The 18,590-nt window shown below is 34.4% G+C and carries 17 protein-coding genes and 1 pseudogene; 9 read left to right on the forward strand and 9 right to left on the reverse strand.

Features of this window, described 5'->3' with window-relative positions; all coding sequences use genetic code 11:
* Positions 1-171 precede the first annotated feature (171 nt).
* The 7 genes from RLT85_RS04275 to RLT85_RS04305 all read right to left on the reverse strand — a co-directional run bounded on the left by RLT85_RS04275 (position 172) and on the right by RLT85_RS04305 (position 5,231).
* Complete coding sequence (locus RLT85_RS04275) at positions 172-348, reverse strand: hypothetical protein (RefSeq protein WP_311400796.1); 177 nt, start codon at positions 346-348, stop codon at positions 172-174.
* Positions 349-578: 230 nt separating this feature from the next.
* Positions 579-1,748 carry a carboxypeptidase-like regulatory domain-containing protein gene (locus RLT85_RS04280; protein ID WP_311400797.1) on the reverse strand — a complete coding sequence of 390 codons (1,170 nt, stop codon included), beginning with the start codon at positions 1,746-1,748 and terminating at the stop codon, positions 579-581.
* Between the two features lie 416 nt (positions 1,749-2,164).
* Positions 2,165-2,716 (reverse strand): hypothetical protein, encoded by a 552-nt coding sequence (locus RLT85_RS04285; RefSeq protein ID WP_311400798.1) that lies wholly within the window; start codon positions 2,714-2,716, stop codon positions 2,165-2,167.
* A gap of 113 nt (positions 2,717-2,829) precedes the next feature.
* Entirely contained in the window at positions 2,830-3,582 is a 753-nt protein-coding gene (locus tag RLT85_RS04290) for a Dph6-related ATP pyrophosphatase (RefSeq protein WP_311400799.1), read from the reverse strand.
* Positions 3,569-3,994 (reverse strand): type II 3-dehydroquinate dehydratase, encoded by a 426-nt coding sequence (aroQ, locus tag RLT85_RS04295; RefSeq protein ID WP_311400800.1) that lies wholly within the window; start codon positions 3,992-3,994, stop codon positions 3,569-3,571. The genes RLT85_RS04290 and aroQ overlap by 14 nt, the downstream gene beginning before the upstream one ends.
* Positions 3,995-4,020: 26 nt before the next feature.
* A complete protein-coding gene (locus RLT85_RS04300; protein ID WP_311400801.1) occupies positions 4,021-4,503 on the reverse strand; it encodes an outer membrane beta-barrel protein in 483 nt (160 codons plus the stop codon).
* 113 nt (positions 4,504-4,616) lie between these two features.
* Positions 4,617-5,231, reverse strand: a complete 615-nt coding sequence (locus RLT85_RS04305) for a porin family protein (protein WP_311400802.1) — start codon at positions 5,229-5,231, stop codon at positions 4,617-4,619.
* A gap of 365 nt (positions 5,232-5,596) precedes the next feature.
* Here RLT85_RS04305 and RLT85_RS04310 point away from each other — a divergent pair, with 365 nt between their 5' ends.
* On the forward strand, positions 5,597-6,190 hold the full coding sequence (locus RLT85_RS04310; protein ID WP_311400803.1) for an outer membrane beta-barrel protein: 594 nt from the start codon (positions 5,597-5,599) through the stop codon (positions 6,188-6,190).
* 68 nt (positions 6,191-6,258) lie between these two features.
* Here the strand turns inward: RLT85_RS04310 and RLT85_RS04315 are convergent, their stop codons facing one another.
* Entirely contained in the window at positions 6,259-6,885 is a 627-nt protein-coding gene (locus tag RLT85_RS04315; RefSeq protein WP_311400804.1) for a porin family protein, read from the reverse strand.
* Between the two features lie 114 nt (positions 6,886-6,999).
* Here RLT85_RS04315 and xerD point away from each other — a divergent pair, with 114 nt between their 5' ends.
* Entirely contained in the window at positions 7,000-7,902 is a 903-nt protein-coding gene (gene xerD / locus RLT85_RS04320) for a site-specific tyrosine recombinase XerD (RefSeq protein WP_311400805.1), read from the forward strand.
* Positions 7,903-8,288: 386 nt separating this feature from the next.
* A pseudogene (locus RLT85_RS04325) lies at positions 8,289-9,200 on the forward strand (aldo/keto reductase).
* A 340-nt stretch (positions 9,201-9,540) separates the two neighbouring features.
* Here the strand turns inward: RLT85_RS04325 and RLT85_RS04330 are convergent.
* On the reverse strand, positions 9,541-10,998 hold the full coding sequence (locus tag RLT85_RS04330) for an aminoacyl-histidine dipeptidase (protein WP_311400806.1): 1,458 nt from the start codon (positions 10,996-10,998) through the stop codon (positions 9,541-9,543).
* Between the two features lie 88 nt (positions 10,999-11,086).
* Here RLT85_RS04330 and RLT85_RS04335 point away from each other — a divergent pair, with 88 nt between their 5' ends.
* From RLT85_RS04335 to RLT85_RS04360, 6 genes are all read left to right on the forward strand, one after another.
* Positions 11,087-12,151 (forward strand): DUF3810 domain-containing protein, encoded by a 1,065-nt coding sequence (locus RLT85_RS04335; RefSeq protein WP_311400807.1) that lies wholly within the window; start codon positions 11,087-11,089, stop codon positions 12,149-12,151.
* 135 nt (positions 12,152-12,286) lie between these two features.
* Positions 12,287-13,081: a TrmH family RNA methyltransferase gene (locus RLT85_RS04340; RefSeq protein ID WP_311400808.1), complete on the forward strand. Its 795-nt coding sequence runs from the start codon at positions 12,287-12,289 to the stop codon at positions 13,079-13,081.
* Positions 13,082-13,281: 200 nt separating this feature from the next.
* Positions 13,282-14,520: a M48 family metallopeptidase gene (locus RLT85_RS04345; protein WP_311400809.1), complete on the forward strand. Its 1,239-nt coding sequence runs from the start codon at positions 13,282-13,284 to the stop codon at positions 14,518-14,520.
* 19 nt (positions 14,521-14,539) lie between these two features.
* Positions 14,540-16,747, forward strand: coding sequence for a RelA/SpoT family protein (locus RLT85_RS04350; protein WP_311400931.1), 2,208 nt, complete (start codon positions 14,540-14,542; stop codon positions 16,745-16,747).
* Between the two features lie 22 nt (positions 16,748-16,769).
* Complete coding sequence (locus tag RLT85_RS04355) at positions 16,770-17,225, forward strand: Fur family transcriptional regulator (RefSeq protein ID WP_311400810.1); 456 nt, start codon at positions 16,770-16,772, stop codon at positions 17,223-17,225.
* Positions 17,226-17,232: 7 nt separating this feature from the next.
* Entirely contained in the window at positions 17,233-18,507 is a 1,275-nt protein-coding gene (locus RLT85_RS04360; RefSeq protein ID WP_311400811.1) for an adenylosuccinate synthase, read from the forward strand.
* The last annotated feature ends 83 nt before the right edge of the window (positions 18,508-18,590 follow it).

Below are 18,590 nucleotides of genomic sequence, written 5' to 3' on the forward strand. Positions count from 1 at the left end.
TGAATAGAGGTGAGAGATTAGAAAATAGAACATAGACCAAAGACTAGAGACTAGAAGTTAGATGATAGAGCATAGACTCGAAATAGAATCTAGAAAATAGACTAAAGACTATGGACTAAATACTATTAACCATTTACTAAATACTATTGACCATTGACAAAAAACTAATGCCTAAACGCTAGAATTTTGAGGTGTTAAAAAGGAAAACATAGAAACTATCAAACCAGTTATTAAAGCAGCATAGGCTTTATAATTCACATCAAGATCTAAGTTGTCAAAATCTAGATAGACAATTCCAAAGGTGATTAAGAGAATGGCTAGCATTCTAAGTATTCCAATTTTTTTCATTTTAGTTAGTATATAAAGTTAGTTTTTATTTTTTTGGATTGAATTATGAATGTTCAATAAAGAAGTACTCCAGTTGGATTAGAAAGATTTCTCCTTCGTCGGAATAACAAAACAAAACAAAAGAAATGAACTATCATTCAAACTGAAGCTTCTGGTAATGAAGAATCTCAGACTATCCATTAAGAATTATCGAGAGTAAAAAACAGTAGGCCAAAACAACAATTCTATATTTACTCTTGAGCCTGACCTAAAGTTGAAAGTTCAAAAACCATATATTCCATAATTCGATCTACATCGCTAAAACCTTCTTCATTATTTTCGGTATGAAAAGAAGAATAGAATATACCTCCCTCTCCTATTTGATACGTAAACGCTAAATTTTTAGTAGTATTCACCAGATTATTATTTGCATCCATATATTCAACACTTCCATTTAACCAAGGCAATACCTGCGTTTCATCGTGCGAATCCACTACTTGCCAGCTTCCTAAAAACTCATCTATGGTTAAGGTTCCATTAGCACCTACACCAAAATTGTCTACGAGCCAATTGCTTAAAGTTGCATCAAGAATTGTCGCCTCTGTACTTACTGAAACGCCGCTTCGGTGAGGTTCTGTAAAAGTTAGATAAGCGTTACCGCTTATACTATTAATCTGCTCTATAAAAGGAAAAGCCCAATCTGTAGCATATAAAATTCCACCATTATTTACAAAGTCGTATACATTAGTATTCAAATCTGCATTAGCTGTGTCTAAACCGCAATTGAAAAATAAGATATCATATTCTGCTAATTGTCCTGAATTAGATAAAAGCTCTTCCAAAGTGAAGTCCACATTCGTAGTTAAATAAGGATTAGTACTAGCCGTCTTTCCGAAGTGATTGTGCTGCTGTCCTCTAGGATTCTTATTCTTTATAGAAGATCTTCCGGCAGAATTTCCTTCAATAATATCAAATAATGGAGCATTTGTGATTGGATTCACCAATCCCATATCGTAAAGAATATTTTCTATATTATCATAAGATCCAGTAACAACACCTATTCTAGGAAATTCTTGTATATCTATATTTCCTACATCAACAGAATTATTTATTTGCCCATCTTCAATATCTACATTTAGTCTACTCGAAAAATGTCCTTTTTCTAAAAGAATGGAATAAGAGCCTTCAAAAAGTTCTTCAAAATTAAATTCTCCCAAACTATTTGTAAGCGTTTCTGCCTGCTTTTGTTCGGCTTTAAAAAGTGTTACGTTCGCATTGGAAATAGGATCTATTTGATTTGGAGCTAGAAATTTTCCGCTAAGGCTATAATCACCTATAGCTTCTACTTCTTCTCTGACAGTATCATCTTGAGAGCAAGCCATAAGGATTACGCAAATGACAAGTAAGTACATTTTTTTCATAATTATTAGTTTTGTGAGTAGTAAAATTAACCTTTACTATTAATTAAACAATTTTATTACAAAAAACCCTAGCATGTAAAAAATAGAATATAACTGTTAGAATATATAAGCTAGAAAAAAAATGTTATTCAGAATCTTTCGGATTCGTTCAAAACAACTTTCAACAACGGTAATAAGAATCTTATGAGACTACTTAAAAATCATAAAAAACTACAAATTCTAAGTTTGAGATTCCTCCTGCGTTGGAATGATAAGTTGAAAGAAAAAATTCTTTTTATTTAAGTAGGCTTTGGATATCATTCTTTACTCCTACTTCTATGAGAAAGATTCCTCCAAAGTGGGAATGACAGTAAAAAAATAAGCATAAAAAAAGCCCTGCATAAATGCAGAGCTTTTATAGTTTACTCTATACTAACTTATAGAGATGGGTCTAATTTAGCATCAAACTCCATATCCATTTTTACGGTGATATTATTAGCATCCTCGGTACTGGTGAATTGTATGATGAGTTTTAAATCATCAGATTTTGCATACTCATCAACAAAATCATCGGTTGTATTTAATTCAATACGTGTTGCTCCTTCAGGAACATTATCTAAGCTTGCCACTTGTTTAATGTCTAAACCATTGGTACGAACACTAATTGTAACCGAATCAATAAAATCAAAATTTTCTTGATCATCGGCACTTACTAATTCAAGTGCCATATTATCCAATTCAATTTCGTCAACTTGGTCTAAAGCTTCATCAGTTCCTAATTCATCTTCTATAGCACCACGTAAGTCTACATCAGTTTCAATAGGAAAATCAAATACATTAATAGGTAAGTAACTTACCGTTTCTTCAACACTTACAGGAATGTCATCTATAGTTCTTAAACGATCTACCACATCATCATCATCGCTACAAGAGCTAAATAAAATGGTCATTAAAACTACGGGTAAAAATAAAAATTTCTTGTTCATCATTAATGTTTTTTTTTGTTTCAACAAAGAACTAAAAATCGAAACAAAAAAATTCTCAACAAGACGTTAATAATTAGGTTTAAAAACCTAAATTTTACCTAAAAAAGTTAAAAAAATTAAGCTTTTTCTGGAGAATTAGGTTCTTCCAACTCCTGAAACCAAAACTGATTGTCCCAGAAAGTCTGCCCTTTAAAACAGTCATCATCTGCATTTTTATTAGAAGGCTCATAAGAACGCATGACTTTTTCTCCTTTTTTAAAGCTGATTGGATGTTTAAACAAGGGACCATCATAGACAAAGGTATGAAACTCGCCATTCTCTCCACAAGGATCTACATCATGGGGAAGATCTTTTAAAAATTTATGGTTAAATTCTCTTCCGCAGAAAGAAGCATCTAGATTTTTTGCACTGGTACAAACGACAATAGCTTTATAACCCAAATCTATAAATTCTCGGGCCAGACTTAGAGTATCTTTTTTCCATAAAGGAAAAACTGCTTGTAAACCCACTTTACTCAATTCTTTCTCGCGATATGTTTTAAGGTCTTCAAGAAGAATATCACCAAATATAGCATAACCAAAACCTTCTTTAATGAGTTTTTGCATATGCTCGTTCATCGTTTCATTATATACAGACAACGAAACACTTCCGCGTAAAGCGATCATATGTAAAGGAAGTTGAAGAGCATTTGCTTGAGCTTGTAAAAGGTTTACGGAAACTCCATGCATACTCACACGTTGAAGATCGTCATTTATAGTAGTGACTAACTTTTGAATGTCATAGCCGCCCGCCTTATGCACAATGTGCAATGCTATGAGCGCATCTTTACCAGAACTCCAATTAAGATACGTTTTTTTAGTTGTTGTCATCTAAAATACTTTGAATGGCCAAGGCATACGATTGAAGTCCGAAGCCTGTAATGACTCCTTTAGCTACCGGAGCAATATAAGATTGTTTTCTAAACTCTTCGCGCGCAAACACATTGGAGATATGAACTTCTATAACGGGAGTTTTTATTGCATTTACAGCATCTGCCAAAGCAATAGAAGTATGGGTATATGCCGCTGCATTAAGGATCACAGCATTTACCTCTTTGTCTGCCTTATGCAAGCAATCTATAAGTTCTCCTTCATGATTGGATTGCTTGAAATTGATTTCGAGCTGCTGAAATCGCTTTCTAAGCTGATCTAGGTAGGTTTCAAAAGAAATATTTCCGTAAATATTTGGCTCTCTTTCTCCAAGAAGGTTCAAATTGGGGCCGTTAAGAATTAAAATTTTCATACAAATTATATTTGGAGAATACGCTCTTACAAAGCAATTCCTAATCCTATATGTAAGGTATTAAAGTTGGTACTGCCTATACGTGCAATATCTTCATTCACTAATTTAAAGGCATATCTTGCTTCTACGAAGATATTATAAAAAATGTCGAAGCCTACACCCACGGCTAAATCTAAGCCCAATTGATTTTTAAAATCTCCTAAATCTTCTAAAATAACGGTTCCTTGTGGACCTGCCTGAATATTTAAATCAGTATTAGCTACATAATATTTAAACATTAATGGCACGTATATAAAGTTCGTGTCACAAGAATTCCCATAAAGCAAACTCGGCTGCAAGTGAAAACTCTCGGTTATATCTATATCGGTATAAAAACCAGCATAAAAGCCAGAATTTCCTTCTCCAGCATTTTCAGTTTTTACATTTAAATAACCTCCCGTAATCCCTACTTGGGCGGTAGCAAATTGTGTACAAATAGCAACAGCTGCTATAAGAATTAGTTTTTTCATATTTATATTAATTAGTGCTGCTAAAATAAGATTTTAAAGGCTAAAGCGAGAGACTGGACATAAAAAAAGCGAAAACTTTCGTTTTCGCTTTTTAGGTATTTTTAAAATTTGGATTAGAATTTATATCCAACTGAAATTTGAATCATATTATTTTTTTCATCATAATTATCAGTGTCAGCTATATCTGCTAAACCATAGTAATATCTAGCTCCAAACATAACTCCCATATCTAAAGTATAGCTTAAACCAATATTTAATCCATAATCGATAGATTTGTAGAAATCTTTAACATCCTCATCTCCACTTTCACTTACATCAGCTCCACTAGCTTCATACTCTTCATTAGCTGATACCAAAAAACCTACTTGAGGACCTGCTTCTATCGCTAAACCTTCAGTTGCATAGTATTTAAAAATTAAGGGTATATTAATATAATCAAGTTTTAATTTACTTTCTGCCTTAAATGTTTCTCCTAAGATTGTTTCAGATTCCTCATATTTATTTCCTTGCATAGAATAAAGAAGTTCTGGTTGAAAAGCAAACTTTTCTGAAAGCATAAACTCGGCGAAAGCTCCAATATGTAAACCAGTTCTAGAATCTGCATCATCAGTGTCTCCATGTGAATTTGCAAAATTTACACCGGCTTTTACTCCGTATCTCACATCTTGAGCTTGTGTTCCAATAATTCCAAAAACTGCGATTGCAGCGGTAAGTAATAATTTTTTCATTATTAATTAGTTTTTGTTATACATTAACAAATATATCATTTTTTACAAAAAATCAAGAATTTTGTAAAAAATAATCATAAAAAGTAATTTTTTAAGAATCATTAAGGATCCTTATTAACTTATACTAAGCAATTTAGAAAAATAATTTTAAGCAAAGAGAACTTTATCATTTTTATTATTTAAGCATTTTTTTAATTGGTTGTGCTTATTTACCTCAATGGAGGAGGTTTTTTGTTTGGACTTTAAAAACTTCTAGACGTTTTTAATGAAAGAAAACTAGCCAAGCCTTACTCTATAAAGATCTTATTCATATTTAGAACAAAAAAAAGAAGTAAATTTGTAGCAAATTTTTAAATGAAAAAATAATGAAAAAATTAATTTTATCTCTTGCTGCTATTGCAAGTTTTACATTTGCAAGTGCACAAGAACAAGAAGTAGAAACTTATGGGTTTGGAGAAGGAGATATGTTTATCTCTGGCTCTTTTGGAGTAGGAACTACAAAATACCCAGATGACTCTAAAGAAAATTCATTTAATATTACCCCACGTTTTGGTTATTTCTTAAATGATTTCATCGCTCTTGGAGCTCAAGCAGGGTATAGCAAACAAAAAGAAGAAAATACTTTAGGAAATGACGTTGTAGACAATTCTACATTTACCATTGGGGTTTTTGGTAGGTATTACCTTATGCCCGCTCAAAAATTCTCTTTCTTTGGAGAACTTGGTTTAGGTTACGGAACCACAAAAGACATAAATGACAATAAAGTAAATGGGATTAATGTAGGCGTTACTCCTGGATTAAGCTATTTTGTATCTAAACATTTCGCCTTAGAAGCTAGCTTTGGAATTTTAGGTTACAACAGCGTAAAACCTGATGCTGATGGAGCCAAAGCAACTAATTCTTTCCAATTTGGATTGGATATGGATGATATCAACTTAGGTTTGATTTACAAATTCTAAATTTTGAATTTAATCAATAAAAAAGGGAAGGCAAATGCCTTCCCTTTTTACTTTCTATTCTGTTTTACTTAGAACATATACCCTACACCTAATTGGAATACAGAGTTATGTACACTAGGATCTCCTAATACTTCAGATTCATTTAGTAATTTAGATATTCCATATACATATCTTCCTTGTACAAAGAATCCACTATCTAATTTGTATTCTAATCCACCAACTATACCAAACTCAAAATCTTCAGCTTCGTTAAGATCTACATCTCCAGCGTCAGCATTAGGTTGGTAATCAACTTCTTCATTGATTTTAAAAGCTATTTGTGGTCCAGCTAATACACTTAATCCTTCCACTACATAATATTTAGCCATAATTGGGACTTGAATATAATCTAGTTGATACTCAATATTATCATCGTTATCTAGGAAGTTATCTTGTCCAGAACTTTCAACGTCAAAACCTTGACCAGAATACATCACTTCTCCTTGTAAAGAGAAACGTTCAGAATAAGGAACTTCGGCAACTAGACCAGCGTGGAAACTTGTTCTAGACTTGGTATCACCAATGTCATCTCCCGTTAAGTTCGCGAAGTTTACCCCTCCTTTTACACCAAATTGAATTAAATCTGAATCAGCTTGAGCGTTTGCGGCGAAAATTGATGTAGCAGCTACGGCTACGGTTAAAATTAACTTTTTCATTGTATTTGTTTTTTTGTTTGATACAAACTTAGGCCTTGCTTCCTTAAAGATTTACTAAGTAATGTTTAAAGTTATGCCAAAGGAAATTTTAAGAAATATGCTTACTTTTAGCCTATGAAATGGAGCCAAGCCCTTAAGGATTACCAACATTATCTCAAAATAGAACGCGGTTTATCGCCCAATTCTATTCAAAATTACGCTTATGACATTGTTAAATTAATCTCGTACTTAGAAGAACAAAAGCTTCAAGTTTCCCCAATTCGGTTAACCGAAGAGCAAATTCAGCCTTTTATCTACCATTTAGCGAAAGTGGTAAATGCGCGCTCCCAAGCCAGAATCATCTCGGGTTTGAAGAGTTTTTTCAATTACTTGATTTTTGAAGATTACCGAAAAACAAATCCGCTAGAGCTTATAGAATCGCCAAAAATTGGAAGAAAATTACCTGATACCCTTACTACTCAAGAAATTGATCAACTCATAGATGCTATAGATCTAAGTCATCCGCAAGGAGAAAGAAACAGAGCCATCTTGGAAACTTTATATAGTTGCGGCCTGCGGGTTTCTGAGCTTACTGAATTAAAAATATCTGATCTTTTCTTTACGGAAGAATTTATTAAAGTTACTGGAAAGGGGAACAAACAGCGTTTTGTGCCCGTAAGTGAGCTTACCAAAAATTACATTACTACCTATAAAGACTTGATAAGGGTGCACCAAGAACCTCAAAAAGAAGATGTAGATATTTTATTTTTGAATAGAAGAGGAAAAAAACTCACCCGAGCGATGATTTTTACGATCGTCAAAACGCTAGCCAAAAAAGCGGGGATTCAAAAGAAAATAAGTCCGCATACCTTTAGACATTCTTTTGCTACTCATTTATTAGAAAATGGGGCCGATTTGCGTAGCATTCAGCAAATGTTAGGTCACGAGAGCATTATTACCACCGAAATTTATATGCATGTAGACCGCAGCCACTTAAAAACGGTCTTAGAAAATTTTCACCCTAGAAGTAAGATGTAATTAGTTTCCTTATAAGAAACCATTTTAGCCTGATAAAGAACCAAGACCGCTACGCTGTTAGAAACAAGAACCAAGACTTAATTATAAGTATCTGATAAGCTGCAGCATTTTAAAATAAATACCCTCTCGCCCTCGATAAAATCACTTTCAAAAAGCAAAATATACATTTTAAAACTTGTTAGTTTCCAAATATTTAAAGTTCTCATCAACTTTACATTATTTTTAACCAGATACTATGGAAAGACTAAAGTATATATAGAGATTAAAGTTTTGCTAAAACCTTAGCAATCTTTTTCAAGTTCTCCTCTACTCCTTATCTTTAAAGAAAAAACGATGAAAACACTTAGAAAACACTTACATTTAGAAACGGAGATCATTTACCAGCCATAGGATTAGGAACTTGGAAATCTGCGCCAGAAGAAGTTACACACGCAGTAAAGCATGCTTTAAATAACGGTTACAAACATATAGATTGCGCCGCCACTTATGGGAATGAAGACGCTGTAGGTAAGGCTTTCGCCGAAGTATTTGATGATGAAAAAATGAAAAGAGAAGATGTCTTTATTACTTCTAAACTTTGAAACAATGCACATAGAAAGGAAGATGTAATACCTGCTTTAAAGAAAACCTTAAAAGATTTACAACTAGACTATTTAGATTTATACCTTATGCACTGGCCTGTAGCTTTTAAATCTGGTTTAGAAGGAGCTCCAAAAAATGATGATGATTATCTTTCCTTAGATGAAGTACCTCTTGCCGAAACTTATAAAGCGATGTTAGAAGCCAAAAAACAAGGTTTGGTGAAACACGTTGGCGTGTCCAATTTTAGTGTAAAAAAACTAGAAGAGCTTACTAAGGAAATAGGAGAAGCTCCAGAAATGAATCAAGTAGAGCTTCACCCCTATTTGCAGCAAGATGATTTATTTGAATATTGTTCAAAACATAAAATTTTGATGACAGGATATTCTCCCTTAGGAAGTGGGGATCGTATTCCTGCCATGAAAGCCGAGGACGAACCTTCTTTATTAGAAAATAAAACCATTGAGAAAATCGCTAAGAAACATGGTGCCTCTCCTGCGCAAATCTTAATTAAATGGGCAGAATCTCGCGGAACAGCGGTAATCCCAAAGTCAACCAACGAAGGAAGAATTATACAAAACATCCAAAGTACAGGAGTAAACCTCGACAAAGACGATTTTAAACAAATAGCCGACTTAGATCGTCATTTTAGATATGTTACAGGCGAGTTTTTCGTTACTGAAGGAAACTCTTATGAAGATATTTATGATGAGAAGTAGATTCTAGAATCTAGATGTTAGTTGTTAAATGTTAGAAAATAGAATTTAGACAAAATAAAAAAGAAAAAAAACTGTCATCCTAAACCTGCCCGTACCCTTAGGGCGGGCTTGTTCAAGAATCTCATTCTAGCTTCTCAAATCACCAAAAGAACTGTCATCCTGAACTTGTTTCAGGATCTCTTGCTAATAATTCCAAATTATAGAGCTTCCTACCTTGTCATATTGAAAATTCGTAAACTCTAAAATCTATATTCTAAATTCTATTCCATTAAAAAAGCCTAGATTTTAAACGCTAATCGTATAAAATCTAGGCTTTATTATCTATATTCTATTTTAAAATCTACTTCTTAGGAATTTCCTTTAAAGCAGCTAAGGTGAATTTCCAAAATTTTTGCATAGAAGAAATACTTGCACGTTCATCTGGAGAGTGAGCTCCGCGAATGGTGGGGCCGAAAGAAACCATATCCATTTCTGGATAGTGACTTCCTAATATTCCACACTCCAAACCGGCGTGACAAGCTGCCACATCTGCTTCTTCGCCGTTTTGCTTTACATATAATTTTTCTACTACTTTTAAAATAGATGAATTAGGATTAGGCGACCATCCTGGGTAATCTCCGCTTAAATCCACTTCAAATCCACCCAATTCAAAAGCTGATTTTAATGTGTTGGCTAAATTCCATTTTCCAGATTCTAGCGAAGATCGCGTTAAACACATTACTTCTGCATTTCCATTTTCTACACTTACTTTGGCAACGTTATTAGACGTTTCTACCAAACCTTCAATCGCAGGACTCATTCTAAACACTCCGTTATGAATGGCTGTAATCGTTTTTAATAATTCCGTTTGATCTTTTTCCGACATTACTTCCGCAGGCATTTCTGTATCTTTTAACTCAACCTTTAAGTTAGGTTCTAAAGTCACATACTCTTCTTTAATGGCTTTGGTGATGCTTTCAACCGCAGATTTAAATCTTTTCAAGTCTTTTTCGGTAACTACAACTACTGCATTACTCTCACGCGGAATCGCATTTCTTAATCCGCCTCCATTAATTTTGGCCACTTGCATTCCTGCATTAGCTCCTTCAAATAAAACGCGATTCATAATTTTGTTGGCGTTTCCTAAACCTTTAATGATATCCATTCCAGAATGTCCTCCATTAAGCCCTTTTACCGTAATTTTAAAAGCTTTACTATTAGTAACAGCCTTAATGGTTTTATAGGTTTTTTTAGCGGTAACATCAATTCCACCGGCGCAACCAATCCCTATTTCATCATCTTCTTCGGTATCTAGGTTGAGTAAAATTTCACCATCAAGAATACTGTCATCCAAGTTTTTAGCACCCGTCATTCCTGTTTCTTCATCAATAGTAAACAATGCTTCTAGTGAAGGATGTTCTATATCTTTACTTTCTAAAATCGCCATAATGGTCGCTACTCCTAGTCCGTTATCTGCACCCAACGTAGTTCCTTTAGCTCTCACCCAATCTCCATCTACATACATTTCAATTCCTTGCGTATCAAAATCGAAATCGGTATCGTTATTTTTTTGATGAACCATATCTAAATGCGACTGCAAGACTACCGTTTTACGGTCTTCTAATCCTTTGGTGGCTGGTTTTTTAATAATCACATTCCCTGCTTTATCCTCTAGTGTTTCTAGATCTAAGCTTTTACCAAAGTCCTTCATAAAAGCAATCACGCGCTCTTCTTTTTTAGAAGGTCTTGGCACTGCATTTAAGTCGGCAAATTTATTCCAAACCGCTTTAGGTTCTAAGTTTCTTATTTCTGAATTCATATCTTGATTTTTAAAGTCTTACAAAGGTATTGGTTTCTCTTGCAACTATAAAATTTGGCTGCCTAGATTTAGTTTGTATTTTTAACCCGTGAAAAATAAACTGAATATTTTCTTAAGTCTTCTACTGCCCTTGCAATTATTGCTGATTACGGTGCTAAAAGCAAATCCGGTTTGGGTAGAGCAATTCTACAGTCTAGGTATTTATCCGTATATTTCTTATACATTAAGATTTCTCTTGGGTTGGATTCCCTTTTCTGTGGGGGATTTTTTATATGCTTTTCTTATTATAGGTTTGATGCGTTGGTTTTATCTTCGGATTAAAACAAGGTTTAGAAACTTCAAGCGCTGGATTTTTTCCGCTTTAGCGACACTTTCCGTTATTTATGGATGCTTTAATTTATTTTGGGGTTACAATTACTACCGCTTACCTTTACATACTTCCTTAGAAATTGCAACCAATTATACACCTGAAGAGTTACTCACTTATACTTCGCATCTCATTGAGCAAAGCAATACTTTACACCACGAGCTCACAAAAAATGACACACTCCAAATTAGCTTCCCTTTTACCAAGTTTGAAGTGGATGAAAAAGCAATAGAGGGTTATCATCATATTGCCCAAACATTTCCAGAATTGGCCTATCCTCAGCGCAGTTTAAAACCCTCATTGTTTAGCATTCCGCTTACGTATATGGGGTTTAACGGCTATTTGAATCCGCTTACCAACGAGGCGCAGTACAATAGACAAATTCCACTTTTTAAGCTTCCCAGTACTACGAGTCATGAAATTGGCCATCAATTGGGTTATGCCAAAGAAAATGAAGCCAATTATATGGCGTGCCTTACCACGATGAATCATCCCGATGAATATATGCGTTACGCGGGTTATACTTTCGCCTTACAGTATTGCTATGGCGAGCTTTTAAAAACGCAGCCGTGCGAAGCCGAAAATCTCCTTGCTAGCATTCATCCCGGAATTTTAAAAGATTATAGAGAAGTGAGGTTGTTTTGGGAAAGTCACAAAAATCCGCTTGAGCCTTTCTTTAAACTTTTTTATGGAGGTTATTTAAAGGCCAACAATCAACCTCAAGGCATAGAAAGTTACAATTATGTGGTGGCGCTATTGGTGAATATGCATCAAAAGCAGAATTGATTACTACGGATGAAATGAGATGCTGAAACTAGCCCGCCTTAAAAAATATAATTCGGGCAGGTTCAACATGACCGATTTAGTTTTCGTGTTTGCGTTTAAAATTTCATGTAAATTTGCAAAATCAAAATCAATTTTATGCACCTTCAGATTAGCAGTACTCAAAACAAAACGGTAAAACGTTTAATTCAGCTTCAAGAAAAATCTAGAAATAGAAAAAAGGATGGTGTTTTTATTATTGAAGGTCTGCGCGAATTGCAACTTGCCATCAAAGGAAATTACCAAATCCAGAGTTTGTACTACTGCGAACAGTTGATTTCATTTGAAAAATTGGAAGCGTTAAACATTTCCGTTAAGGAAATTTTTCAGCTGAGTTTAGAGGTGTATCAAAAAATCGCTTACCGCGGAAGTACAGAAGGCGTGATCGCTATTGCACATACAAAAAATCATGATTTAGCAGAGTTAACATTTCAGCAGAAAAATCTATTACTGCTTATTGCGGAAGCTCCCGAAAAACCTGGAAACATTGGCGCTATTCTCCGTACTGCAGACGCTGCGAAAGTTGACGCCGTATTCATCGCCAATCCCAAAACCGATTTGTACAATCCCAATATCATCCGCTCTAGCGTAGGTTGTGTGTTTACCAATCAAATCGCTACGGGAAGTACGCAAGAAATTATTGATTTTTTAAAAGAAAAAAAGATTAATTTTTACGCTGCAACACTTCAGAATTCAAATATATATACAAATGAAGATTTTACACAACCTACAGCAATCGTAGTAGGCACAGAAGCCGACGGATTAAGTGAGCAATGGCGAAAAGAGTCCACACAAAATATCTACATTCCCATGCAAGGAGAAATTGATTCTATGAATGTATCGGTTGCAGCGGGGATTTTAATCTATGAGGCGAAAAGACAAAGAGGCTTCTAATTAATTAACAATTGACAATTAGTAATGAATAATTAGCAGTTAGCAGTTAGCAGTTAGCAGTTAGCAGTTAGCAAGAATAAATTTTTGGTGTAAATTATTGATACTTCAAAAGAATATTTTAGATTACACCTTATTAATTATTCATTAAAAATTAGTGTCGCTAATTACACATTATTAATTGATCATTACTAATTACTTTTATGACTCCACAAATCCTTTTTTTTATTCTTATCGCAATTATTATCTTCAACTTTATTTTTGATCAGGTTTTGGATGCGCTTAATGCGAAGCATTTTAATGACGAATTGCCAAAAGAACTTGCTGATGTTTATGAGGATGCAGAGTACCAACGCTCGCAAGCTTATAAAAAGACCAACTTCCAATTTGGGATCATCACCTCTACTTTTTCTTTAATACTCACACTGGCTTTTTTCTTTTTAGGTGGTTTTGCTTATGTGGATGAGATAGCGAGAAATATCAGCGACAATCCCATTATTATTGCGTTGGTTTTCTTCGGAATTATTTTATTTGCCAGTGATATTCTAACCACACCATTTTCATATTACAGTACGTTTGTGATTGAAGAAAAATTTGGTTTTAATAAAACTACCAAAGCCACCTTCTTTCTAGACAAGTTAAAAGGTTGGCTAATGGGAGCCGTACTTGGCGGGGGAATTCTTGCTTTAATCATTTGGTTTTATCAACTTACGGGAAAAGATTTCTGGATCTATGCTTGGGCGATGGTTACGGTATTTTCTATAGTGATGAATATGTTTTATAGTAGATTAATTGTGCCGTTATTCAACAAACAAACGCCGTTAGAAGAAGGTTCTCTTCGGCATAAAATTGAAGCTTATGCCAAAAATGTAGGTTTCCAAATCGATAAAATTTTTATTATTGATGGTTCTAAACGCAGTACAAAAGCCAATGCTTACTTTTCTGGCTTTGGAAAAGAGAAACGAATTACACTCTATGATACCTTAGTCAACGATTTAGATGAAGAAGAAATTGTAGCTGTTTTAGCGCACGAAGTAGGACATTATAAAAGAAAACACATCATCTACAACCTAAGTTTAAGCATTCTCACCACAGGAATCACCCTATGGGTTTTATCGCTTTTGGTTAACAATCCGCTGCTTTCTCAAGCTTTGGGAGTAGAAAAAACCAGTTTTCATATAGGTTTAATCGCTTTTGGAGTGTTATACACGCCTATTTCAGAAATTACAGGTTTATTAATGAATTTATTGAGCAGAAAATTTGAATACCAAGCCGATAATTTTGCCAAAGAAACCTATGCGGCCTCGCCATTAATTAGTAGCTTAAAAAAGCTTTCTAGTAACAGCCTGAGCAACTTAACTCCGCATCCTGCTTATGTGTTTTTCCATTATTCACATCCTAGTTTAGGACAACGCATTTTAAATTTAAAAAACAAGAGATAATTAGTATCTTAGAGCTATGATGACAGAAGAAAAATTAAGAAAAGAGAACAAGAAGATTGCTCGAGAATATAAAGAACTCTTACGCATTAGTTACCGCGAATTAACAGATGGGGATAAAGTTCTTATTAGAAAAGCGTTTGAAACTGCCGTGGACGCTCATAAAGATCAGCGAAGAAAATCTGGCGAAGCCTATATTTTTCATCCTATCGCAGTGGCAAAAATTGTAGCTTCAGAGATTGGTCTAGATGCTACCTCTATTGCTGCAGCTCTTTTGCACGATGTGGTAGAAGATACGGTGTTTACCCTTCAAGACATGGAAAACATGTTTGGAAAGGTGGTCGCTAAAATTGTAGAAGGTCTAACTAAAATTAGCGATTTAGAGCACGATAAAGATGTTTCGCTTCAGGCGGAAAACTTTAGAAAAATGCTGCTTACGCTAAATGATGACATCAGAGTAATCATTATTAAAATCGCCGACCGATTGCACAATATGCAAACCATGGAATCTATGCGGGAGGATAAGCAAGTAAAGATTGCTTCGGAAACGCTTTATATTTATGCGCCTCTAGCTCATCGTATTGGTTTGTATAATATTAAAACTGAACTGGAGGATTTAAGTTTAAAATATACCGAACCAGAAATGTATAAGGATATTTTAACCAAAATTAAAGACAGTAAGGAAGAGCAAGATCTCTATATAAAAGACTTTTCTAAGGTGATTTCTGATAGCCTAGATAAAGAAAACTTGGAGTATGAAATTAAGGGAAGGCCCAAATCTATTTATTCCATTCGGAAGAAAATAGTCATGCAAAATATAAGCTTTGACGAAATCTACGATAAGTTTGCGATTAGAATTATCTACAAGAGCAAACCTCAAGAAGAAAAGTTTTTAGCTTGGAAAATATACTCTATTGTCACAGACCATTTTCGCCCTAACCCCATCCGTTTAAGAGATTGGATTTCTTCTCCCAAAACCACGGGTTATGAAGCTTTGCACATTACGGTTATGGGTCCCAAAGGGCGTTGGGTAGAAGTGCAAATACGCAGTGAACGCATGAACGATATTGCAGAAAAAGGCTATGCAGCACACTACAAATATAAACACGGTGCAAAACAAGAAGATGAAAATTTAGAGCAATGGCTCAACAAACTTCAAGAAGCACTAGAGAATAGCGAGGGTAATGCAGTAGATTTTGTTAAGGAATTTAAACTGAACCTCTATTCTAAAGAAATTTTCGTTTTTACTCCAAAGGGAGATTTAAAGTCTTTACCCAAAGGTTCTTCTCCTTTAGATTTTGCCTTTAGCATACATACTGAAGTTGGCTTAAAAACTAGAGGTGCTAAAGTGAACGGAAAATTAGTTCCGTTAAGTCATACTTTAAAAAGTGGAGATCAAGTAGATATTATTACTTCAGAAAATACCAAACCTAATAACAATTGGCTAGATTATGCTACTACAGCACGAGCAAAATCTAAAATTAAGAATGCTTTAAAAGATGAGCACAAGGATTTAGCAGATGAAGGGAAAGCAATTTTACAAAGAAAATTACGCTCCCTGAAAGTACCTTACAGTCCGCAGACAATTAACGAGTTGGTTAAGTTTTTTAAACTAAAAACCAGTTTAGATCTATTTTATCGCGTAGGTATTGGAACTATAGATAATATAGCTCTCAAAGAATATAATGCTTCTAGAAGTAATGCTTTGGTTTCTTTCTTTAAAAATAAAATGCGAAAACCTGCTGTTCCAGAAGAGGTACATAAAGAGGAAATCACCACAAATTTTGATTTGCTTGTCTTCGGAAAAGAGGAAGATAAATTAGAATATAAATTAGCGAATTGCTGTAATCCTATTCCTGGAGATTCTGTATTTGGGTTTGTCACCGTTAATGATGGCATTAACGTTCATAAAAAAGAATGTCCAAACGCCATTCAGTTGCAAAGCAATTATGCCTATCGCATTATGACAGCCAAATGGGTAGACTCTAGTCAACAAGAATTTAGAGCGGTCATTAAACTTACTGGGTTAGACGATTTAGGCTTGGTAAGTCAAATTACCAAAGAAATTTCCAATAATTTGAATGTAGATATGCGTAACATATCTTTTGATAGCCATGACAGTGTTTTTCAAGGAAAAATTACCGTTATTGTAAAAAATAAGACGATTCTTAAAAAATTAATGACCCGACTTAAAAAAATAAACGGAATTGATAAAGTAACCCGTGAATAAAGCTTAAATTTGCACCCAACTTATGGAAGGCACAAAAAAAGAAAATAACGATCAAGAAGTAGTTAAAAACGTATTTACCAAGTTTTTAGAAGATAAGAAACACCGTAAAACGCCAGAGCGTTTTGCGATTCTTCAAGAGATCTATGATAATGAGGAGCATTTTGACATTGAGACCTTATACATCACAATGAAAAATAAAAACTATCGCGTAAGTAGAGCTACTTTATACAATACTATAGAACTTCTTTTAGATAGCGGCTTAGTAAGAAAACATCAGTTTGGTAAAAACCAGGCACAATATGAAAAATCTTATTTTGATAAGCAGCACGATCATGTCATCTTAACCGATACTGGAGAAGTAATTGAATTTTGTGATCCACGTATAGAATCCATTAAAAAAACAATAGAAGAAGTGTTTGATATAGAAATTAGCAAGCACTCGTTATACTTTTACGGAAATAAAAAACCATCCAAATAAAAATTTTATGGCAGTAGATTTGCTATTAGGACTACAGTGGGGAGACGAAGGAAAAGGAAAAATCGTCGATGTACTCACTAAAAATTATGATATTATTGCAAGATTTCAAGGAGGACCAAATGCGGGCCACACCCTAGAATTTGACGGCATAAAACACGTTTTGCATACCATCCCTTCCGGAATTTTTCACGAGGATACCATTAACTTGGTAGGAAATGGTGTGGTGATTGACCCTGTGATTTTTAATAAAGAATTGGACAATCTAAAGCAGTTTAATATCGATATCGTTTCCAAACTCTTTATTTCTAGAAAAGCACATATAATTCTTCCAACCCATAGATTGTTAGATGCCGCTTCAGAAACCTCTAAAGGGAAAGCTAAAATTGGCTCTACTTTAAAAGGAATTGGCCCTACATATATGGATAAAACTGGAAGAAATGGTTTGCGTATTGGTGATTTAGAAATGGACAATTGGAAAGAGAAATACCGTGCTTTGGCAAACAAGCACGAATCTATGATTTCTTTTTACAACGTAGATATTCAGTATAATTTAGAAGAATTGGAGAGAGAGTTTTTTGCCGCTGTTAAGGCTTTAAAGGCACTTAAATTTATTGATTCTGAAGAATATTTAGACCAAGCACAAAAGAATAATAAAACAATTTTGGCAGAAGGAGCTCAGGGTTCTTTATTAGACATTGATTTTGGAACCTATCCTTTTGTAACTTCAAGTAATACTACTGCTGCTGGAGCCTGTACAGGTTTGGGCGTAGCCCCAAATAAGATTAAAGAAGTCTACGGGATTTTTAAGGCGTACACCACACGTGTGGGTAGCGGCCCCTTCCCTACCGAGCTATTTGATGAAGATGGTGCCAGAATGGCAAAAGTTGGTAATGAGTTTGGAGCAACCACAGGAAGAGCAAGACGTTGCGGTTGGCTAGATCTAGTCGCTTTAAAATATGCGGTTCAGGTAAATGGAGTAACGCAATTGATGATGATGAAAGGCGATGTACTAAGCGGTTTTGATACCTTAAAAGTATGTACGCACTACAACTATAAAGGAGAAAAAATTAATCACCTGCCTTTTAATATTGAAGAAGAAAATATTTCTCCTATCTATGAAGAAATAAAAGGTTGGAAAGAAGATCTTACCCAAATGTCTTCTGAAGATCAATTCCCAAAAAACTTTAGTGATTACATTAAGTATATTGAAGATTTCATAGGCTTGCCTATTAGCATTGTTTCTGTAGGACCAGACAGAAAACAAACCATCTTAAGGAATTAATAATTCGTGAAAATAATTTTAAAACGCTCCATTTTGGAGCGTTTTTTGATTGAAAACGAAGAATAGCTTTATATGGCATTCCG

Origin of the sequence: Mesonia ostreae, assembly GCF_031845265.1 — a bacterium.
Taxonomy (GTDB): Bacteria; Bacteroidota; Bacteroidia; order Flavobacteriales; family Flavobacteriaceae; genus Mesonia; species Mesonia ostreae.